At 74.1% G+C, this 18788-nt stretch carries 14 protein-coding genes and 1 pseudogene; 10 read left to right on the top strand and 5 right to left on the bottom strand.

What is annotated here, in order from left to right; all coding sequences use genetic code 11:
• Positions 1–479 (top strand): annotated as a pseudogene (locus tag B7L92_RS18995) (acetyl-CoA C-acyltransferase); the annotation flags it as partial.
• Positions 480–520: 41 nt separating this feature from the next.
• Positions 521–2716 carry a 3-hydroxyacyl-CoA dehydrogenase NAD-binding domain-containing protein gene (locus B7L92_RS18990; RefSeq protein WP_081238727.1) on the top strand — a complete coding sequence of 732 codons (2196 nt, stop codon included), beginning with the start codon at positions 521–523 and terminating at the stop codon, positions 2714–2716.
• 98 nt (positions 2717–2814) lie between these two features.
• Here B7L92_RS18990 and B7L92_RS18985 read toward each other — a convergent pair whose 3' ends face one another.
• Complete coding sequence (locus B7L92_RS18985) at positions 2815–3609, bottom strand: MerR family transcriptional regulator (RefSeq protein ID WP_255311032.1); 795 nt, start codon at positions 3607–3609, stop codon at positions 2815–2817.
• A gap of 197 nt (positions 3610–3806) precedes the next feature.
• Here B7L92_RS18985 and B7L92_RS18980 point away from each other — a divergent pair, with 197 nt between their 5' ends.
• From B7L92_RS18980 to B7L92_RS18965, 4 genes are all read left to right on the top strand, one after another.
• Entirely contained in the window at positions 3807–4286 is a 480-nt protein-coding gene (locus B7L92_RS18980) for a macro domain-containing protein (protein WP_081238726.1), read from the top strand.
• A 450-nt stretch (positions 4287–4736) separates the two neighbouring features.
• Complete coding sequence (locus B7L92_RS18975) at positions 4737–6692, top strand: Xaa-Pro dipeptidyl-peptidase (protein ID WP_081238725.1); 1956 nt, start codon at positions 4737–4739, stop codon at positions 6690–6692.
• The gene (locus B7L92_RS18970; protein WP_081238724.1) at positions 6689–7969 is read left to right on the top strand and encodes a M14 family metallopeptidase; all 1281 of its coding nucleotides are present in this window, start codon (positions 6689–6691) and stop codon (positions 7967–7969) included. Before B7L92_RS18975 ends, B7L92_RS18970 begins: the two co-directional genes overlap by 4 nt.
• An 83-nt stretch (positions 7970–8052) precedes the next feature.
• Positions 8053–9774, top strand: coding sequence for a BCCT family transporter (locus tag B7L92_RS18965; RefSeq protein ID WP_081238723.1), 1722 nt, complete (start codon positions 8053–8055; stop codon positions 9772–9774).
• A gap of 93 nt (positions 9775–9867) precedes the next feature.
• Here B7L92_RS18965 and B7L92_RS18960 read toward each other — a convergent pair whose 3' ends face one another.
• Positions 9868–10821 (bottom strand): FAD-dependent oxidoreductase, encoded by a 954-nt coding sequence (locus B7L92_RS18960; protein WP_081238722.1) that lies wholly within the window; start codon positions 10819–10821, stop codon positions 9868–9870.
• A gap of 68 nt (positions 10822–10889) precedes the next feature.
• Here B7L92_RS18960 and B7L92_RS18955 point away from each other — a divergent pair, with 68 nt between their 5' ends.
• The gene (locus tag B7L92_RS18955; RefSeq protein ID WP_081238721.1) at positions 10890–11912 is read left to right on the top strand and encodes an oxidoreductase; all 1023 of its coding nucleotides are present in this window, start codon (positions 10890–10892) and stop codon (positions 11910–11912) included.
• Between the two features lie 49 nt (positions 11913–11961).
• On the top strand, positions 11962–13602 hold the full coding sequence (locus B7L92_RS18950; RefSeq protein WP_081238720.1) for an ABC-F family ATP-binding cassette domain-containing protein: 1641 nt from the start codon (positions 11962–11964) through the stop codon (positions 13600–13602).
• Positions 13603–13816: 214 nt separating this feature from the next.
• Here the strand turns inward: B7L92_RS18950 and B7L92_RS18945 are convergent, their stop codons facing one another.
• Complete coding sequence (locus B7L92_RS18945; RefSeq protein WP_081238719.1) at positions 13817–16186, bottom strand: Tex family protein; 2370 nt, start codon at positions 16184–16186, stop codon at positions 13817–13819.
• A 105-nt stretch (positions 16187–16291) separates the two neighbouring features.
• Positions 16292–16423: an LPFR motif small protein gene (locus B7L92_RS42460; protein WP_004980301.1), complete on the bottom strand. Its 132-nt coding sequence runs from the start codon at positions 16421–16423 to the stop codon at positions 16292–16294.
• A 177-nt stretch (positions 16424–16600) separates the two neighbouring features.
• Between B7L92_RS42460 and B7L92_RS18940 the strand changes: the two genes are divergently transcribed.
• Together B7L92_RS18940 and B7L92_RS18935 are read left to right on the top strand one after the other, a co-directional pair.
• Positions 16601–17563, top strand: coding sequence for a GlxA family transcriptional regulator (locus tag B7L92_RS18940; RefSeq protein ID WP_081238718.1), 963 nt, complete (start codon positions 16601–16603; stop codon positions 17561–17563).
• Positions 17564–17573: 10 nt separating this feature from the next.
• Positions 17574–18209, top strand: coding sequence for a DJ-1/PfpI family protein (locus tag B7L92_RS18935; protein WP_081238717.1), 636 nt, complete (start codon positions 17574–17576; stop codon positions 18207–18209).
• Here the strand turns inward: B7L92_RS18935 and B7L92_RS18930 are convergent.
• Positions 18196–18788, bottom strand: a 593-nt coding sequence (locus tag B7L92_RS18930) for an enoyl-CoA hydratase/isomerase family protein (protein WP_107501533.1), incomplete at its 5' end; no start/stop codon positions are given. The two genes, B7L92_RS18935 and B7L92_RS18930, sit on opposite strands and share 14 nt — an antisense overlap.

Here is an 18788-nt window from a genome sequence, read left to right as displayed (position 1 = left end):
TCGAGAGGATCGACCACGTCCACCACGCGGGCAACTCCTCCGGCATCGTCGACGGCGCCGCCCTGGTCGCCATCGGCTCCCGGGAGGTCGGCGAGCGCCACGGGCTCACCCCGCGCGCGCGGATCGTCTCCGCCGCCGTGTCCGGCTCCGAGCCCACCATCATGCTCACCGGCCCCGCCCCGGCCACCCGCAAGGCGCTCGCCAAGGCCGGGCTGACGATCGACGACATCGACCTGGTCGAGATCAACGAGGCGTTCGCGGCGGTCGTGCTGCGCTACGTCAAGGACATGGGTCTGCCGCTGGACAAGGTCAACGTCAACGGCGGCGCCATCGCCATGGGTCACCCGCTGGGCGCCACCGGCGCGATGATTCTCGGCACGCTCGTCGACGAACTGGAGCGCCAGGACAAGCGCTACGGCCTGGCCACGCTGTGCGTGGGCGGCGGCATGGGCATCGCCACCATCGTCGAACGCCTCTGAATCCCGGCGACCCGCACGCGACCCCTTACGGAGACCCCCTGATGACCGAGAGCACCACCATCCGCTGGGAGCAGGACGACACCGGCGTCGTCACCCTCGTCCTGGACGACCCGAACCAGTCCGCGAACACCATGAACCAGGCGTTCCGCGACTCCCTCGCCGTGATCACCGACCGTCTGGAGGCCGAGAAGGACTCGATCCGCGGCGTCATCCTCACCTCCGCCAAGAAGACCTTCTTCGCCGGCGGCGACCTGCGCGACCTGATCCGGGTCACCCCGGAGACGGCGCGGGACCTGTTCGACGGCGGCATGGCGATCAAGCGCCAGCTGCGCCGCATCGAGACGCTCGGCAAGCCGGTCGTCGCGGCGATCAACGGGGCGGCCCTCGGCGGCGGCTACGAACTGGCCCTGGCCTGCCACCACCGGATCGCCCTCGACGCCCCCGGCTCCAGGATCGGCTGCCCCGAGGTGACCCTCGGTCTCCTCCCCGGAGGCGGCGGCGTCGTCCGCACCGTCCGGCTGCTCGGCATCGCCGACGCCCTCCTCAAGGTCCTCCTCCAGGGCACCCAGTACAACCCGCGGCGCGCCCTGGAGAACGGCCTCGTCGACGAGGTGGCCGACAGCCCGGAGGACCTGCTGGCCAAGGCCCGCGCCTTCATCGACGCCCACCCCGAGTCCGCCCAGCCCTGGGACCGGCCCGGCTACAGGATCCCCGGCGGCACCCCGGCCCACCCGAAGTTCGCGGCCAACCTGCCCGCCTTCCCGGCCACCCTGCGCAAGCAGACCAACGGCGCGCCCTACCCGGCCCCGCGGAGCATCCTCGCCGCGGCCGTCGAGGGAGCCCAGGTCGACTTCGAGACCGCCCAGGTCATCGAGGCCCGCTACTTCGTCGAGCTGGCCGCCGGACAGACCTCGAAGAACATGATCCAGGCGTTCTTCTTCGACCTGCAGGCCGTCAACTCCGGCGCCAACCGCCCCCGGGGCATCGAGCCCCGCCGGGTCCGCAAGGTCGCCGTCCTCGGTGCCGGGATGATGGGCGCCGGCATCGCCTACTCCTGCGCCCGCGCGGGGATCGAGGTCGTGCTGAAGGACGTCTCCCCGGAGGCGGCGCTCAAGGGCAGGGGCTACTCCGAGAAGCTGTGCGCCAAGGCCGTCGCCAAGGGCCGCACCACCCAGGAGAAGGCCGACGCGCTGCTGGCCCGCATCACGCCCACCGCCGAGGTCGCCGACCTGGCGGGCTGCGACGCGGTCATCGAGGCGGTGTTCGAGGACACCGCGCTCAAGCACAAGGTCTTCCAGGAGATCCAGGACGTCGTCGCCGAGGACGCGCTGCTGTGCTCCAACACCTCCACCCTGCCGATCACGGCGCTGGCCGAGGGCGTGGAGCGGCAGGACGACTTCATCGGGCTGCACTTCTTCTCGCCGGTCGACAAGATGCCGCTGGTCGAGATCATCAAGGGCGAGCGCACCGGCGAGGAGGCGCTGGCCCGCGCCTTCGACCTGGTGCGGCAGATCAACAAGACGCCGATCGTGGTCAACGACTCGCGCGGCTTCTTCACCTCGCGGGTCATCGGGCACTTCATCAACGAGGGCGTGGCCATGGTCGGCGAGGGCATCGAGCCCGCGTCGGTGGAGCAGGCCGCCGCCCAGGCCGGCTACCCGGCCAAGGTGCTCTCCCTGATGGACGAGCTGACGCTGACCCTGCCCCGCAAGATCCGCACCGAATCGAAGCGGGCGGTCGAGGAAGCGGGCGGCACCTGGACCGCGCACCCCGCCGAGGCCGTCATCGACCGCATGGTCGACGAGTTCGGCCGGCCGGGGCGCAGCGGCGGCGCCGGCTTCTACGAGTACGGCGAGGACGGCGGGCGCGCCGGCCTGTGGCCGGGACTGCGCGAGCACTTCACCCGGCCCGGGTACGAGATCCCGTTCCGCGACATGCAGGAGCGCATGCTGTTCGCCGAGGCGCTGGACACCGTCCGGCTGCTGGAGGAGGGCGTGCTGACCTCCGTCGCCGACGCCAACATCGGCTCGATCCTCGGCATCGGCTTCCCCGGCTGGACCGGCGGCGTGCTGCAGTACATCAACGGCTACGACGGCGGCGCCGGGGGAGGGACCGGCCTGCCCGGATTCGTGGCCCGCGCACGCGAACTCGCCGACCGCTACGGCGAGCGCTTCGCCCCGCCGGCGCTGCTGGTGGAGAAGGCGGAGAAGGGGGAGGTCTTCACGGACGCACGCTGACGGTGCGCCCCCGCCGGGTGACGCGGCACTCCGCCGCGTCACCCGCGGCCGTCGCGCGTCACCTGCGGCCGTCGCGCGTCACCTGCGGCCGTCCCGCGTCACTCGTGGGCGTCGCCGTCCATCCACTCCCGCAGCTCCTCCCTCAGCGACCGCTGGAACGTCGTGAGCAGTGCCTGCACCACGAGCGGCTGCATGTGGGCGGACAGCGACCTCACGTCCCGGGCGTCCCGCTCGGCCACCGCGTCGCGCAGCAGCCGCGACAGCTCGTGGGCCGCCGCGCGGGAGTACTCGGTCAGCGTGGTGCGGGCGGCGAGGATCGTCTCGTGCGACAGCGGTACGTCCAGCAGTTCGACGCCGAGCCGCAGCAGGCCGGTGTCGACGCCGTACCGCTCGCCCTCGCGCCGGACGACGCCCATCGCCGCCAGCCGCTCGGTCTCCTCCTCCCCGAGCGCCCGGCCCGCCCTGCGTTCCAGCTCCTCGCGCGTCACCGTCTCCGTGGCCTCCGGCGCCCAGGAGGCCACCACCGCCCGCTGGATCGCCAGCTCCCGTGCGGACAGGTCCGGCGGCAGCTGTCCCAGGTACCGTTCGATGGCCGCCAGCGTCATGCCCTGGTGCTGCAGCTCCTCGATGAGCGCCAGCCGGGCCAGATGCTCCCGCCCGTAGTGACCGACCCGCCGCGGACCGAGCACCGGGGGCGGCAGCAGGCCCCTGGTGCCGTAGAAGCGGATCGTGCGTACCGTGACACCGGCCCGGGCCGCCAGTTCGTCGACGGTGAGGGTGGACTCCGCGCCTTCTTCTCGCCTTCGGGGCGCCTCGGCCGCCGTCGAGGGGGCGACCGTGCCCGGCTCCTCGGCGGCGGCGCGTCCCTGCGGCTTCCCGGTCTCGGTCGTCATGCGCAGCAGTATCGCTGTACCACCGGAGCTGTACCACCGGAGTTGTGACACCCGGGCACGCCGGACGGACGGCCGTGCGAGACGCCCGCGGTGCGGCTCCTTCCCTCGCCGGGGCGAGCGGACCGCCGGGCGCGCCGAGCGACCTCACGAGGCAGCAGGCCGGTGCCGGTGTCAGTGGCAGCTCCTACGGTGGCGTCATGTCGGGGATCACGTACGTCCGGGGTGACGCCACCGTTCCGTCGGTGAAGGGCGTCAAGATCGTCGCCCATGTCTGCAACGACATCGGCGGCTGGGGGAAGGGCTTCGTCCTGGCCCTGTCCCGCCGCTGGCCCGAGCCGGAGGCCGCCTACCGCGCCTGGCACCGCGACCGCGCGTCCAACGACTTCGCCCTGGGCGCGGTGCAGCTGGTCCAGGTCGAGCGGTACGTCCGGGTGGCGAACATGATCGGCCAGCGCGGCACCAGGACCGGCAGCAAGGGCGTCCCCGTCCGCTACGAGGCGATCGACACCGCCCTCACCCGCCTCGCCGGCCACGCGGCCGACCTCGGGGCCTCCGTCCACATGCCCCGCATCGGCTGCGGGCTGGCCGGCGGGAAGTGGTCCCGGGTCGAGCCGCTGATCACCGAGCGACTGGTGAAGCGCGGCATACCGGTGACGGTCTACGACCACGGGGACTGAGCGTGCCGCGGCGGGGCGGCCCTCCGGCGCGAACGCCCGCGACGGGCACCGGGTGAGGCGTGTCGCGAGGGTCCCGTCCTCGTCCGGACGGGAGTCGAGGACCGTCACGTCGAACCCGACCGCCCCGGGCCGGTCAGGGCCGTGCGCACCACCGTCTCCGGCCCTCCCGGGCCGGCCCGGGAGGGGGACGGTGGCCGACCGCGGGCATGACCGCGTCGGCCGGGACGCCGGTGCCGAGGCGGACCCGGCACCCGGCGCCCGCGCGGCTCGGCAGCCCGACCGCGCGGTGCGCCGCCTCCGCCGCTCCCCGCGCGCGGACCGCGCCGAGGTCCCTCGCGTGCGGCGGCAGCGGCCGCGTCCCGGCCGCCGTCGGCTTCCGGCCACCGGTGTCCCCACGGGGCGTCAGGTGCCCTCTTCTGCACGGGTGTTGACCGATGTACCGTCCCGCGCATGCCGAAACGCACGCGCTTCACGACCTGGAGACCGCTCGCGACGGCGGCCACCGCCGCCCTGACGGCCGCGCTGCTCACCCCGGCCGCGGCAGAGGCCGCGCCGCGCGGGAGCCTGCCCGTCCACTCCTACGCCGACGCCGTCCGCGAGGCCGTCTGGGTGGACACCGGACTCGACGAGGACCGCGACGGGAGGACCGACCGGGTCGCCGTCGACATCGTCCGCCCCCGCGAACCCGCGCAGCGGGGCCGGAAGGTCCCCGTCATCATGGACGCCAGCCCGTACTACTCCTGCTGCGGGCGCGGCAACGAGAGCCAGCGGAAGACCTACGACGCGGACGGCGACATCGTGGGCATGCCGCTGTTCTACGACAACTACTTCGTGCCGCGCGGCTACGCCGTCGTCGGCGTCGACCTGGCCGGGACCAACCGGTCCGACGGCTGTGTGGACGTGGGCGGGCGTTCCGACATCCAGTCCGCGAAGGCCGTCGTCGACTGGCTGAACGGACGGGGCAGGGCCTACACCACCCGCACCGGCACCGAGCGCGCCCGGGCCGACTGGACCAACGGCCGCACCGGCATGATCGGCAAGAGCTGGGACGGCACCATCGCCAACGGAGTCGCCGCGACCGGCGTCGAGGGGCTGGAGACCATCGTCCCGATCGCCGCCATCTCCTCCTGGTACGACTACTACTTCACCCAGGGCGCCCCGCTCTACGACTCGGGCCCCGACTGGCTGTCGAACTACGTCGAGAGCCCCGGCGCCCGGTCCCGGTGCGCCGCCGTCCAGCGCGAACTCGTCGACGGAGCCCCGCGCACCGGCGACCGGACGCCGCTGTGGACCGAACGCGACTACGTGCGCGCCGCGAAGAAGGTGCGGGCCAGCGTCTTCCTCGTGCACGGCATGCAGGACCTCAACGTGCGGATGCAGCACGTCGGCCCCTGGTGGGACGCGCTCGCGAAGAACGGGGTCGAACGCAAGATCTGGCTCTCCCAGACCGGTCACGTCGACCCCTTCGACTTCCGCCGCGCCGAGTGGGTCGACACCCTGCACCGCTGGTTCGACCACGAACTCCTCGGCTACGACAACGGCATCGACCGGGAACCGGTGGCCGACATCGAGCGCCGGCCCGACCAGTGGGTGACCTCCGCGACCTGGCCGCCGCGCGGCACGCACACCGCGGCCCTGCGCCCCGCCCGGGGCACCGAGCCGGGCGTCGGCACCCTGGGCCTGCGCAGGGGCAAGGGCACCGAGACCTTCACCGACGACCCGCGGCTGGGTGAGACCGACTGGGCCGCGCGGGTCCACACGCCGACCCCGGACAAGGCCGGGTTCGTCACCGGACCGCTCACCCGGGACCTGCGGCTGTCCGGTTCCTCCCGGGTCACCGTCACCGTCACCCCCAGCACCCCGACGGCCCATCTGTCCGCCGTTCTCGTGGACCTCGGCCCCGACACCGTCCGCGACTACGCCGACGCCGGCGAAGGCATCACCACCCTCACCGAGCGCACCTGCTGGGGCGCGAGCACCGCGGGCGACAGCTCCTGCTTCAAGGAGACCCGCGCGAAGACCGTCGACGTCGACCACACCGTCGTCAGCCGCGGCTGGGCCGACCTCGGCCACCGCGCCGACACCGGCGAGGGCGCCCCGCTCACCCCGGGCAAGCGGTACACGATCACCCTCGACCTCGCGGCCACCGACCACGTCGTGCCCGAGGGACACCGCCTGGCGCTGATCGTCGCGGGCACCGACCGGGACCTGATCGACCCCCCGGCGGACACCCCGACGCTCACCCTCGACCTGGCCCGCACCACCGCGCACGTCCCGTTCGTCGGCGGAACGGCCGCGTTCGCCCGCGCCACCGCGGGCACGCACGCCGGGGCCCGGGACGCGGTCCTGCACGGCGTGGGCCGACCGGACACCCCCGCCCACCGCATCCCCGGGGAGGCCCGGTGAAGCGCGCCCCGGTCCTCGCCGCAGCCACCCTCGCCGCCTCCCTGGCCGCCTCCCTCGTCACCGCACCGGCCCGGGCCGGCGAGGATGCCCCGCCCCGCACCGGGTTCGAGGCGAGCGACGGCGCCCGCTGGACCACCCTGGCCGAGGAACAGCGGTTCCTCGCGGCCGTCGACCGGGCGAGCAGCCGGACGTCCGTCACCCGGATCGGCACGACCGGGCAGGACCGCCCGCTCCGGCTCGTCCGCATCGGCTCCCGGCCCACCTCCCCCACGGTGCTGCTCGTCTGCAGCCAGCACGGCGACGAACCCGCCGGCCGCGAGGCCTGCCTCACCACCGTCCGCGACCTGGCCCTCGCCGAGGACCGGCCCACCCGCCGCTTCCTGGAGCGCACCACGGTGCTCGTCGTGCCCACCGCCAACCCCGACGGCCGGGCCGCCGACACCCGGGGCAACGGCGACGGCGTGGACGTCAACCGCGACCACCTCGCCCTGAGGACCGCCGAGGGCCGCGCCCTGGCCGCCGTCGTCCGCGACCGGCGCCCGGACGTGATCTACGACCTGCACGAGTACGGCGCCACACCCCCGTACTACGACAAGGACCTGTTCGACCTCTGGCCGCGCAACCCCAACACCCACCCGGCCGTCCACGAGGCCGCACGGACCCTGTCCCGCGCCTACGTGCGCCCCGCCGCCGAGGCCGCCGGCCACTCGACCGGCACCTACGGCATCTGGACCGACCCCGTCACCGGCGAGCCGATCCGCCAGACCGCCGGCGACGGACAGGAGCGCATCCTGCGCAACATGGCCGGAATCAAGCACGGCGTCGGCCTGCTCATCGAGAGCCGCGTCGATCCGCTCACCGACGCGGAGCGGGCCGACGCGGCCCTCAACAACCGGCGCAGGGTGGACTCCCAGCTCGCCGCACTCGGAGGGCTGCTGCGCTTCACCGGCGAGCGCCGCGGGCAGATCGAGGCGGCCACCGGCGCGGCGCGCGCCGCCGGCCACGCCGACACCGGCCCCGTCCACCTGGGCGGAGCCGACAACGACCCGCCCGAACCCTCCGAGACGATCACCGATCCGCCGTGCGGCTACCGCCTCACCCCCGGCCGGTACGCGGACGTCCGGGACGAGCTGGCGCTGCACGGGGTGCGCGTCCGGCGGGACGGCGACGGCGTCCTCGTGCCCCTGCGGCAGCCGTTGCGGGCCCTCGTCCCGCTGCTCCTCGACGAACGCGCCGCGTACCCCCTCACGGCGGGGGAGCCCGACACGTCCTGCTGAGAAGGTGAGTTTTGCGCCACGCGTGGTAGGGGCATCTCGGGAGGAGCGCACTCCGCCCATGAGTTCGAGGAAAGGTGCCGCCGGTGACGCAGGACCATCACAGCGACAAGGACGGTACGGCAGGTCCGCTCCCGGGTTCGGAAGCGGGCCTGCCCGGCCGGGAAAGCCCTCGGACCGACCGGGTGGTGTTCGGCGTCACGGCCGTGTTCACCCTCGCGTTCGTGATCTGGGGCGCCACCGCGACGGACTCCCTCGAGGCCGTCTCCAGCAGCGCGCTCGGCGGGCTGATGCACAACGGCGGCTGGGCGTTCATGCTGGCCGCCTCCGGCTTCGTCGTCTTCGCCCTCTGGCTCGCGGTCAGCCGCTACGGCCGGATCCACCTCGGCGCCGAGGGCGAGGAACCGGAGTTCCGCACCGTGTCCTGGGTCGCGATGATGTTCAGCGCGGGCATGGGCATCGGTCTGATGTTCTACGGCGTGAGCGAGCCGCTGGCGCACTACACCACGCCGCCGCCCGGCACCGCCCCGGCCGACTCCGGTGACCGCATGGAAGTGGCCATGGCCACGACACTGTTCCACTGGACGCTCCACCCCTGGGCGATCTACGCGGTGGTCGGTCTCGCCATCGCCTACAGCACGTTCCGCAGGCGCCGACGGCAGACCATCAGCGCCGTCTTCACCCCGCTCATCGGGGAGCGGAACGCGAACGGGATCGGCGGGCGCGTCATCGACATGCTGGCGATCGTCGCGACCGTCTTCGGCTCCGCGGCCTCGCTCGGCCTCGGCGCGCTGCAGATCGGCTCCGGCGCGCAGGAGCTCGGCTGGATGGACAAGGTGAGCACCGGCCTGCTCGTCGGCATCATCGCGGTGCTGACGGTGGCGTTCATCGCCTCCGCGGTCTCGGGGGTGGAGAAGGGCATCCAGTGGCTCTCCAACACCAACATGGTGCTGGCGCTGGTGCTCGCCCTGTTCGTGTTCGTGGCCGGCCCGACCATCATCGTCCTCGACCTGCTGCCCACCTCCGTCTTCTCCTACCTGGGCGAGCTGCCCGAGCTGGCGGCCCGTACCGAGGCCAGCGGCGGTGAGGGAGTCGCCGCCTGGCTGGGCAGCTGGACCGTCTTCTACTGGGCGTGGTGGATCTCCTGGACGCCCTTCGTCGGCATGTTCATCGCCCGCATCAGCCGGGGCCGGACGATCCGCCAGTTCGTCGGCGGGGTCATCCTCGTGCCCAGCACGGTCAGCCTCATCTGGTTCGCGATCTTCGGCGGCTCCGCGATGAAGCTCCAGGAGCAGGGCAGGCTCGGCGGGGAGTCCACGCCCGAGGGCCAGCTCTTCGCGGTGCTGCAGCAGTTCCCCGTCGCCACGGCCACGAGCCTGCTGGTGATGGTCCTCGTCGGCATCTTCTTCGTCTCGGGTGCCGACGCGGCCTCGGTCGTCATGGGCACCCTCTCGCAGAAGGGCGCACTGGAGCCGGGCCGCCTGGTGGTGGTGTTCTGGGGCGTCGTCACCGGCGCGGTGGCCGCGATCATGCTGCTCGTCGGCAGCGGCCAGGGCGACGCGCTGACCGGCCTGCAGAACCTCACGATCCTCGCGGCGGCACCGTTCGTCGTCGTGATGATCCTCATGTGCGTGGCGCTCATGCGCGATCTGCGCCGGGACCCGCTCATCGTGCGCGGCGAGATGGGCTCCGAGGCGGTGGAACTCGCCGTCATCCGGGGCCACAAGAGGTACGACGGCGAGTTCGAGCTCCGCATCGGCCCCGGCCGCGGCCCGGACGTGGAGGGGGACCCGATCGGCAAGCACTGACCGCCCCTCCCGGCCGTCCGGGGGCGGACGGCCCCGTCCCGCCCGCCGGCGGCCGGCGGGCGGCCGTCCCCCGCCCGGACGCCGCCCCACGCCTCAGCCGGCGGCCAGGTCCGCGGCCTCCTCCGCGCAGCCCCAGGCCACCGTGACGCCCGCGCCTCCGTGACCGTAGTTGTGCACCAGCAACCGCCCGCCCGCGAGCGGTGCGCGCTCCAGACGCACCGTGTCCCGGGCGGGGCGCAGGCCCACCCGGTGCTCCAGGACCCGCGCGCCGGCGATCTCCGGCCGCAGCGCCGCGCACCGCCGCACGATCGCCCCGGCCACCGCCGGGTCCGGCTCCAGGGACCAGACGTCCTCCTCCGCCGTGCCGCCCAGCACCAGCCGCCCGGGCTGCGGGAAGAGGTACGTCGTCGCGCCGTCGGCGTCCGTGGAGACCGTCCAGGTGTCGATCCCCGGGTTCTCCACGACCACCAGCTGCCCCCGCACCGGCCGCACCGACGGGTCCGGCACGAGGTCCCGTGCCGCCAGCCCCGTGCAGTTGACCACGACCGGAGCACCGGCCTCCGCGAAGTCCGCCACCGCACGCGTCTCGACCGCCCCGCCCGCCGCCAGCAGCCGCTGCCGCAGCCACGGCAGGTGGGTCGACATGTCGATGAGCGGCAGACGCGCCCACACCCCCGATCCGGCGGGATACTCCTCGGCCGTCGCCCCGCGCAGCCCCGGCAGGCGCGCGGCGGCCCAGGCGCCGACCTCGTCCAGCGGGGTCTCGCCCAGTACTCCTTCGACCATCCGTACGCCGGTCGTCCCCGGCCGCGCCGCCAGCTCCTCGTACACCTCCAGCGACCGCAGCGCCCACGCGCGCACCGCCGCCACCGGCTCGATCCGGTAGGGCCACCACAGCGCGCCCGCAACCGCCGAGGTGGTCCGCTCGACCGGGTCGCGCGTCCACAGCCGTACCCGCACACCGCGTTCGGCGAGGACCACGGCCGTCGTCAGCCCGACGACCCCACCGCCGATCACGAGGACATCGCAGTCCGGTCCGGTTCCCATCGCGGGGACATTAGCGGAATACCCCATGCCGCGCTCGGGCCCGTGCCCCGGGGGGGAATACTCACCGCATGGCTGCCGAGTACACGACCTTCGGCCTGGCACCGGCGACCCGGGCGGGTGCACTCCTCGCGGGCGGTGACTACCAGGTCCACCGGGACTTCGTCGACTTCGTCGTCGACGGGTGCCCGCTGCTGTTCCGCCTCCGTGACCTGGACGCCGTCTCCCCGCTCGCCTCCGACGTCCCGCCCGCCATCTTCACCGCCCAGGTCCGCGGCCTGCTGCTGGAGACCGAGGCGCCGCTGCCCGCCGGCCGGTACATCGTCTACGGCTGCCCCGAATGCGCGGACCTCGCCTGCGGTGCGGTGACCGCGGTCATCGAACGCGACGGCGAGGACTTCATCTGGCGGGACTTCGCCTGGCAGACCGGCGAGCAGGCCGACCTGGAGCTCAACGGCTACCACGGCATGGGCCCCTTCCGCTTCCGCGGCGCCGAGTACCGCGCGGCCCTCGCCGCCCTGCTGGACGGCGGCTCCCCGGGCGCCCGGCGCCGGGTCCTGCTGATCGGCACCCGCGTCGCCCTGCTCACCGGACTCGCCGCCGCCCTGCGCACCATCGGCATCGGTGCCGACACCGCCCAGGACACCGACGGCGTCCCCGCCGACGAGCTGCGCGGCTACGACGCGGTGGTCTTCGGCCGGTCGACCGGCGCCGCGGAGCGCGCCGCCGTCCGCCGCGCCTTCGCCGCGGCCGGGGTGGACGTGCCCTTCGTCGACGGCCTCGCCCCGGCCGTTCCGCTCCTCGTCGCCCAGACCGAACACGCCCTCGACCGCGGTCCGCGCGAGCAGCGCCGCCTGACGGACCTCACCGCCGCCGACGACGGGGCGGAGGTGGAGGTGACTTCGTCCTGCCGGGTGCGGCTCACCGCGTACCGCGTCGACCGCCTCTCCCGCACCCGCGCCCAGGACCTCTTCGACGGCGTCCTGGAACCCGGCCGCCACCGCGTCCCCCTGGACCCGAAGGCGGTGAGGGGCGAGGCGTTCGTCGTGGCCCGCGCCGCCGGGACGGTGCTGGTGACGGCCGTGGGGCGGTGAGGAACCGGGGCGCCTCCCGCCGCGCACGGCCGTTAGGATCGGCGGTCTGATGACTGCCACCCTCGTCGCCAAGAACCTCGCCGCCGGTCACGGCGACCACTCCCTGTTCACCGGCCTCGACCTCGTCGTCGCCCCCGGTGACGTGATCGGGCTGGTCGGCGCGAACGGCGCGGGCAAGTCCACGCTGCTGCGCCTGCTCGCCGGGCTCACCGCCCCCGAACAGGGCGAGCTGCGCCTCTCCCCGCCGACCGCGACCGTCGGGCACCTCCCGCAGGAGCCGGAGCGCCGGCCCGGCGAGACCGTGCGGGAGTTCCTGGCCCGCCGCACCGGGGTCGCCGAGGCCCAGCGGACCCTGGACGAGGCGACCGAAGCCCTGGTCGCCGGGGCGCCGGGCGCGGACGACGCGTACGCCGCAGCCCTGGAGCGGTGGCTGTCCCTGGGCGGTGCCGACCTCGACGAGCGCGCCGAGGAGGTCGCCGACTCCCTCGGCCTGGCCGTCGGCCCGGACCGGCCGATGACCGCGCTCTCCGGCGGGCAGGCGGCCCGCGCCGGGCTGGCCTCCCTCCTGCTGTCCCGCTACGACGTCTTCCTCCTCGACGAGCCGACCAACGACCTCGACCTGGACGGCCTGGAGCGCCTCGAGCGCTTCGTGGGCGGACTGCGCGCCGGGACCGTCGTCGTCAGCCACGACCGCGAGTTCCTCACCCGCACCGTCACCAAGGTCCTCGAACTCGACCTCGCCCAGCGGCGGATCAACCTCTACGGCGGCGGCTACGCGGCCTACCTGGAGGAGCGGGAGGTGGCCCGCCGGCACGCCCGCGACGCGTACGAGGAGTACGCCGGCAAGAAGGCCGCCCTCCAGGACCGTGCGCAGATGCAGCGCGCCTGGATGGACAAGGGCGTGAAGAACGCGCGCCGCAAGGCGGGCGGCGACAACGACAAGATCGGCCGCAAGTTCCGCAGCGAGGCCAGTGAGAAGCAGGCCGCCAAGGCCCGCCAGACGCAGCGCATGATCAAGCGGCTCGAGGTGGTCGAGGAGCCGCGCAAGGAGTGGGAACTGCGCATGGAGATCGCGGCGGCCCCGCGCTCCGGCGCGGTGGTGGCGACCCTGCGGGACGCCGAGGTGCGGCGCGGCGGCTTCGTGCTCGGCCCGGTGTCCCTGCAGATCGACTGGGCGGACCGGGTGGCCGTCACGGGCGCGAACGGCGCCGGCAAGTCCACGCTGCTGGGCGCCCTGCTGGGCCGCGTGCCGCTCGACGCCGGGCACGCCGCGCTCGGCCCGGGCGTGCTGCTCGGCGAGGTCGACCAGGCCCGCGCGCTGTTCCACGGACCGCAAGCGCTGCTCGACGCGTTCCGCCCGGCGGTCCCCGACCTGGAACCGGCCGACATCCGCACCCTGCTGGCCAAGTTCGGCCTCAAGGCGGACCACGTCCTGCGCCCCGCGGCCACCCTCTCCCCGGGCGAACGCACCCGCGCCGCCCTCGCCCTCCTCCAGGGCCGGGGTGTCAACCTCCTGGTCCTCGACGAGCCGACCAACCACCTCGACCTGCCCGCCATCGAACAGCTGGAGGACGCCCTCGACGCCTACGAAGGCACCCTCCTGCTGGTCACCCACGACCGCCGCATGCTCGACGCGGTCCGCGTCACCCGCCGCCTGGAGGTCACGGACGGCAAGGTGACCGAGCGCTGACGGGACGGCACCCGCCGCGCCGGCCGCGGGTGGTCGACCACCGGACCGTGCGCGGCGCCGTCGGGCTCGACCCGGGCCGTCTCGTACCCCTCGCTCGCGGTGACGTCCCCCGTGACGGCCCGTGAAGTCCGCACACCGGCACCCCACGGACCCGAGCGGGCCCGGGCCCCCGCACAGCGGCGCGGGGCCCGGGCCCGGTGGTGACGGGAACGGCTCAGCGCCCGCCGCGCTTCGGGTCGACCAGACCGGCGCGGCGCAGGGCGTCGGCCATCGCGCTGTTCGAGGGCGCGGCCGCCTGGCGCGAGCCACCGCCCCCGCCGCCGCCTCGGCGGCCCTGACGCTGCTGCGGCGGACGCCCACCGCGCTGCCGGCGCTCGTCGCCGCCGTCCGTCCGGCCCTGCCCGGCCGCCTCGTCGTCCAGGCGCAGCGTCAGCGAGATGCGCTTGCGCGGGATGTCCACGTCCAGGACCTTCACCTTGACGATGTCACCCGGCTTCACCACGTCCCGCGGGTCCTTGACGAACGTCTTCGACATCGCCGAGACGTGCACCAGGCCGTCCTGGTGGACGCCGACGTCCACGAACGCGCCGAAGGCGGCCACGTTCGTCACCACGCCCTCCAGGACCATCCCGGAGGACAGGTCGGAGATCTTCTCCACGCCCTCCTTGAAGGCGGCCGTCCGGAACGCGGGCCGGGGGTCGCGCCCCGGCTTCTCCAGTTCCTTGAGGATGTCGGTGACGGTCGGCAGACCGAACGTCTCGTCCACGAAGTCCTGCGGCCTCAGCGACCGCAGCACCGCCGTGTTGCCGATCAGGGCGGCCACCTCCTGGCCGGAGGTCTTCACCATGCGCCGCACGACCGGGTAGGCCTCCGGGTGCACGCTGGAGGCGTCCAGCGGATCGCCGCCGCGGATCCGCAGGAAGCCCGCGCACTGCTCGTACGCCTTGGGGCCGAGCCGCGTGACCTTCTTCAGCTCGCCGCGGGACGTGAACGGGCCGTTGACGTCCCGGTGGGCCACGATGTTCTCGGCGAGCGAGGAGGTGATGCCGGAGACCCGGGCGAGCAGCGGGGCCGACGCGGTGTTGACGTCCACGCCCACGCCGTTCACGCAGTCCTCCACCACCGCGTCCAGCGAACGCGACAGCTTCACCTCGGACAGGTCGTGCTGGTACTGGCCGACCCCGATCGACTTCGGGTCGATCTTCACCAGCTCGGCCAGCGGGTCCTGGAGCCGGCGGGCGATGGACACCGCGCCGCGCAGCGACACGTCCAGCTCCGGCAGCTCCTGGGAGGCGAAGGCGGAGGCCGAGTACACGGAGGCGCCCGCCTCGGACACCATCACCTTCGTCAGCCCCAGCTCGGGGTGGCGGGCGATGAGTTCACCGGCGAGCTTGTCGGTCTCGCGGGACGCGGTGCCGTTGCCGATCGCGACCAGCTCGACCGCGTGCTCCCTCGCCAGCCGGGCCAGCTTGGCGATCGCCTCGTCCCACCGGTTCGCCGGCACATGCGGATGGATCACGTCCGTGGCCACGACCTTGCCGGTCGCGTCCACCACGGCGACCTTCACACCCGTACGGAAGCCCGGGTCCAGGCCGAGCGTCGCGCGCGTGCCCGCCGGGGCCGCCAGCAGCAGGTCGCGCAGGTTGGCCGCGAAGACCCGCACCGCCTCGTCCTCGGCCGCGGTGCGCAGCCTCAGCCGCAGGTCGATGCCGAGGTGCACCAGGATGCGCGTGCGCCAGGCCCAGCGGACCGTGTCCAGCAGCCACTTGTCCGCCGGACGCCCCCGGTCGGCGATCCCGAACCGGTTCGCGACGATCCCCTCGTACGACGACGGGCCGTCCACCGGCTCCTCCGGTTCCAGGACGAGGTCGAGGACCTCCTCCTTCTCGCCGCGCAGCAGCGCCAGGACCCGGTGCGAGGGCAGCTCGGTGAACGGCTCGGCGAAGTCGAAGTAGTCCGCGAACTTCGCGCCCGCCTCCTCCTTGCCCTCGCGCACCTTGGCGGCCAGCCGCCCGCGCACCCACATCCGCTCGCGCAGCTCGCCGATCAGGTCGGCGTCCTCCGAGAACCGCTCGGTGAGGATCGCCCGCGCGCCGTCCAGGGCGGCCTGCGGATCCGCGACGCCCTTGTCGGCGTCCACGAACGCGGCGGCCGCGGCGAGGGGGTCGACGCCCGGGTCACCGAGCAGCCCCTCCGCCAGCGGCTCCAGCCCCGCCTCGCGCGCGATCTGCGCCTTGGTGCGCCGCTTGGGCTTGTACGGCAGGTAGACGTCCTCCAGGCGCGCCTTGGTCTCCGCGCCCCGGATCCGGGCCTCCAGCTCGTCGGTCAGCTTGCCCTGCTCGCGCACCGACTCCAGGATCGCCGTACGACGCTCCTCCAGCTCCCGCAGATAGCGCAGCCGCTCCTCGATCGTGCGCAGCTGCGCGTCGTCGAGCATCTCGGTCGCTTCCTTGCGGTAGCGGGCGATGAAGGGCACCGTCGAACCGCCGTCGAGCAGTTCCACGGCGGCTCTGACCTGCCGCTCCCGTACGCCGAGCTCCTCGGCGATCCTGCCTTCGATGGACCCTGCGAGGGGTGTCGTCACGTTCCCGTACCGCCTTCTCCACTGAGGTTGCGCGGCAATTGTGGCAGGTGGCGCCGACAACCGTGGATCAGGGCGGCGACGCGCCCGGACACCGCACGGGCGGCCTCAGGCGCGGTGGCCGCGGGCGGTGGACGAGGCACCGCCGAAGAGCCGGGCCAGCGCCCGGAACGGCAGGGTCACGACGGTGGCGACGGCGCCGCCGATCTGACGCAGGACGTCTGCGATGGCACGGAACACGTGTCTCCCCTTTCGCTCTCCCGGCCACGGCGGCCGGGGCGGACTTGGTGACGGGCGGGTACCTCGTCAACGCTTCGACATGCCTGACGCCCGCCCGCTCGCCGCCGACCGGGCGTGGCGGGAAAGGTGGGGAACCCGTCATTGCGGCCGTCACCGGGCCCGCCAAGAATCGACCGCATGACGCAGCGAACCGTGCTCGTCGTCCTCTTCGACGGCGTGCAGAGCCTCGATGTCACCGGTCCCCTGGAGGTCTTCGCGGGCGCCGAGAAGCACACCCCGGGCACCTACCGGCTGTGCACCGCCTCCCCGGACGGCGCCCCGGTGCGCACGAGCAGCGGCCTGACCGTCGTACCGGACCGGGCCCTGCCCGACGCGCCCGGCCCGCACACGCTGCTCGTCCCCGGGGGAGAGGGCACCCGGCGGCCCGACCCGCGGCTGACCGACTGGCTGCGCCGGCACGGACCGCGCGCCGAACGCCTGGTCTCCGTCTGCACGGGCGCGTTCCTGCTCGCCGGAGCCGGGCTGCTGGACGGCCGCCGCGCCACCACCCACTGGGCACACTGCGCCCGGCTCGCCCGGGAACACCCGGCCGTCGAGGTCGACCCGGACCCCATCTACGTCCGCGACGGCCACGTCGCCACGTCGGCCGGCGTGACCTCGGGCATCGACCTCGCGCTCGCCCTGGTCGAGGAGGACCTGGGGCGCCGGGCCGCCCTCACCGTCGCCCGGCACCTGGTGGTGTTCCTGCGCCGGCCCGGGAACCAGGCCCAGTTCAGCGCCCAGCTCGCCGCCCAGACCGCGCGGCGCGAACCGCTGCGCGAGGTCCAGCACTGGGTCACCGAGCACCCCGACGCCGACCTCACCGTCGAGGCGCTCGCGGCCCGCGCCGCCCTCTCGCCGCGCCACTTCGCCCGCGCCTTCCGCACCGAGACCGGCACGACACCGGGCCGCTACGTCGACCGGGTCCGCCTCGAGCACGCCCGGCGCCTGCTGGAGGACACCGGTGACGGCGTCGAGGAGATCTCCCGCGCCAGCGGCTACGGCACCCCCGAGGCGATGCGCCGCGCCTTCGTCCGGGCCCTCGGTACGTCACCGGCGGAGTACCGCCGCCGCTTCCGGCCCGTTCCCACCCGCCCCTGAAAGGTTCCCGATGCAGATCGCCATCGTCCTCTTCGACCGCTTCACCGCCCTCGACGCCGTGGGCCCCTACGAGACCCTCGGCCGCCTCCCGGACGCGGAGACCGTCTTCGTCGCCGAGCGGACCGGCCCCGTGCGCAGCGACACCGGCGCGCTCGCGATCACCGCCGACCGGGCCCTGGCCGAGGTGCCGTCCCCGGACGTCGTCGTCGTGCCCGGCGGCCCCGGACAGACGGCCCAGATGGAGAACGGGGCCCTGCTGGACTGGCTGCGCGGCACCGACGCGAACAGCACCTGGACGACGTCCGTGTGCACCGGATCCCTGCTGCTGGCCGCGGCCGGACTCCTGGAGGGACGCCGGGCCACCTCCCACTGGCTGGCGCTGGAGCACCTGCGGCGCTTCGGCGCCGAACCCACGGGGGAGCGGGTGGTGACCGACGGGAAGTACGTCACCGCGGCCGGTGTCTCCTCCGGCATCGACATGGGGCTCACCCTGCTCGGCCGGATCGCCGGCGACGACCACGCCCGGGCGGTCCAGCTGCTCACCGAGTACGACCCGCAGCCGCCCTACGACGCGGGGTCCCCGCAGAAGGCGCCCGCGCACCTCGTCGAGGAGTTCCGGTCCGGGAGCCGTTTCACCCTGTCGTAGTCGCGGTCCAGGTGAAGCGCGGCGGCCGGCGCTCCAGGAACGCGGCGACCCCCTCCGCGGTGTCGCCGCTTCCGCGCGCCTGTGCGTCCCAGTGGGCGTCGCGGTCGGTGCGCCCGTCCGCGAACTCCTTCGCCGCGGCCTGCGTCAGCTGCGAACGGGAGGCCAGGACCCGGGTGAACTCCGCGACCCGCTTATCCAGTTCGCCCCCGGGCAGCACCTCGTCCACCAGGCCGGTGCGCAGGGCCCGCTCGGCGTCGATCAACTCACCCGAGAACAGGAGGTACTTGGCCGTGGACGGACCCACCAGCGACACCAGTCGCCGGGTGGCGGACGCCGGGTAGACGATCCCGAGCTTCGCCGGCGTCACACCGAACAGCGCCCCCTGCTCCGCGAACCGCAGATCACAGGCCGCGGCCAGCTGCGCCCCGCCGCCCACGCAGTGCCCCCGGACCGCGGCCAGGGTCGGCTTGGGGAAGGCGGCGAGCGCCTCCTCCGCCGCGACGGCCAGCCGCTGGGCCCGAAGCGGCGACCCCTGGAGCGTGGAGATGTCGGCCCCGGCGCAGAACGTCCCGCCCGCCC

Origin of the sequence: Streptomyces viridosporus (assembly GCF_002078235.1) — a bacterium.
Taxonomy (GTDB): domain Bacteria; phylum Actinomycetota; class Actinomycetes; order Streptomycetales; family Streptomycetaceae; genus Streptomyces; species Streptomyces viridosporus.
This window is presented reverse-complemented; position numbering and strand designations above follow the sequence as displayed.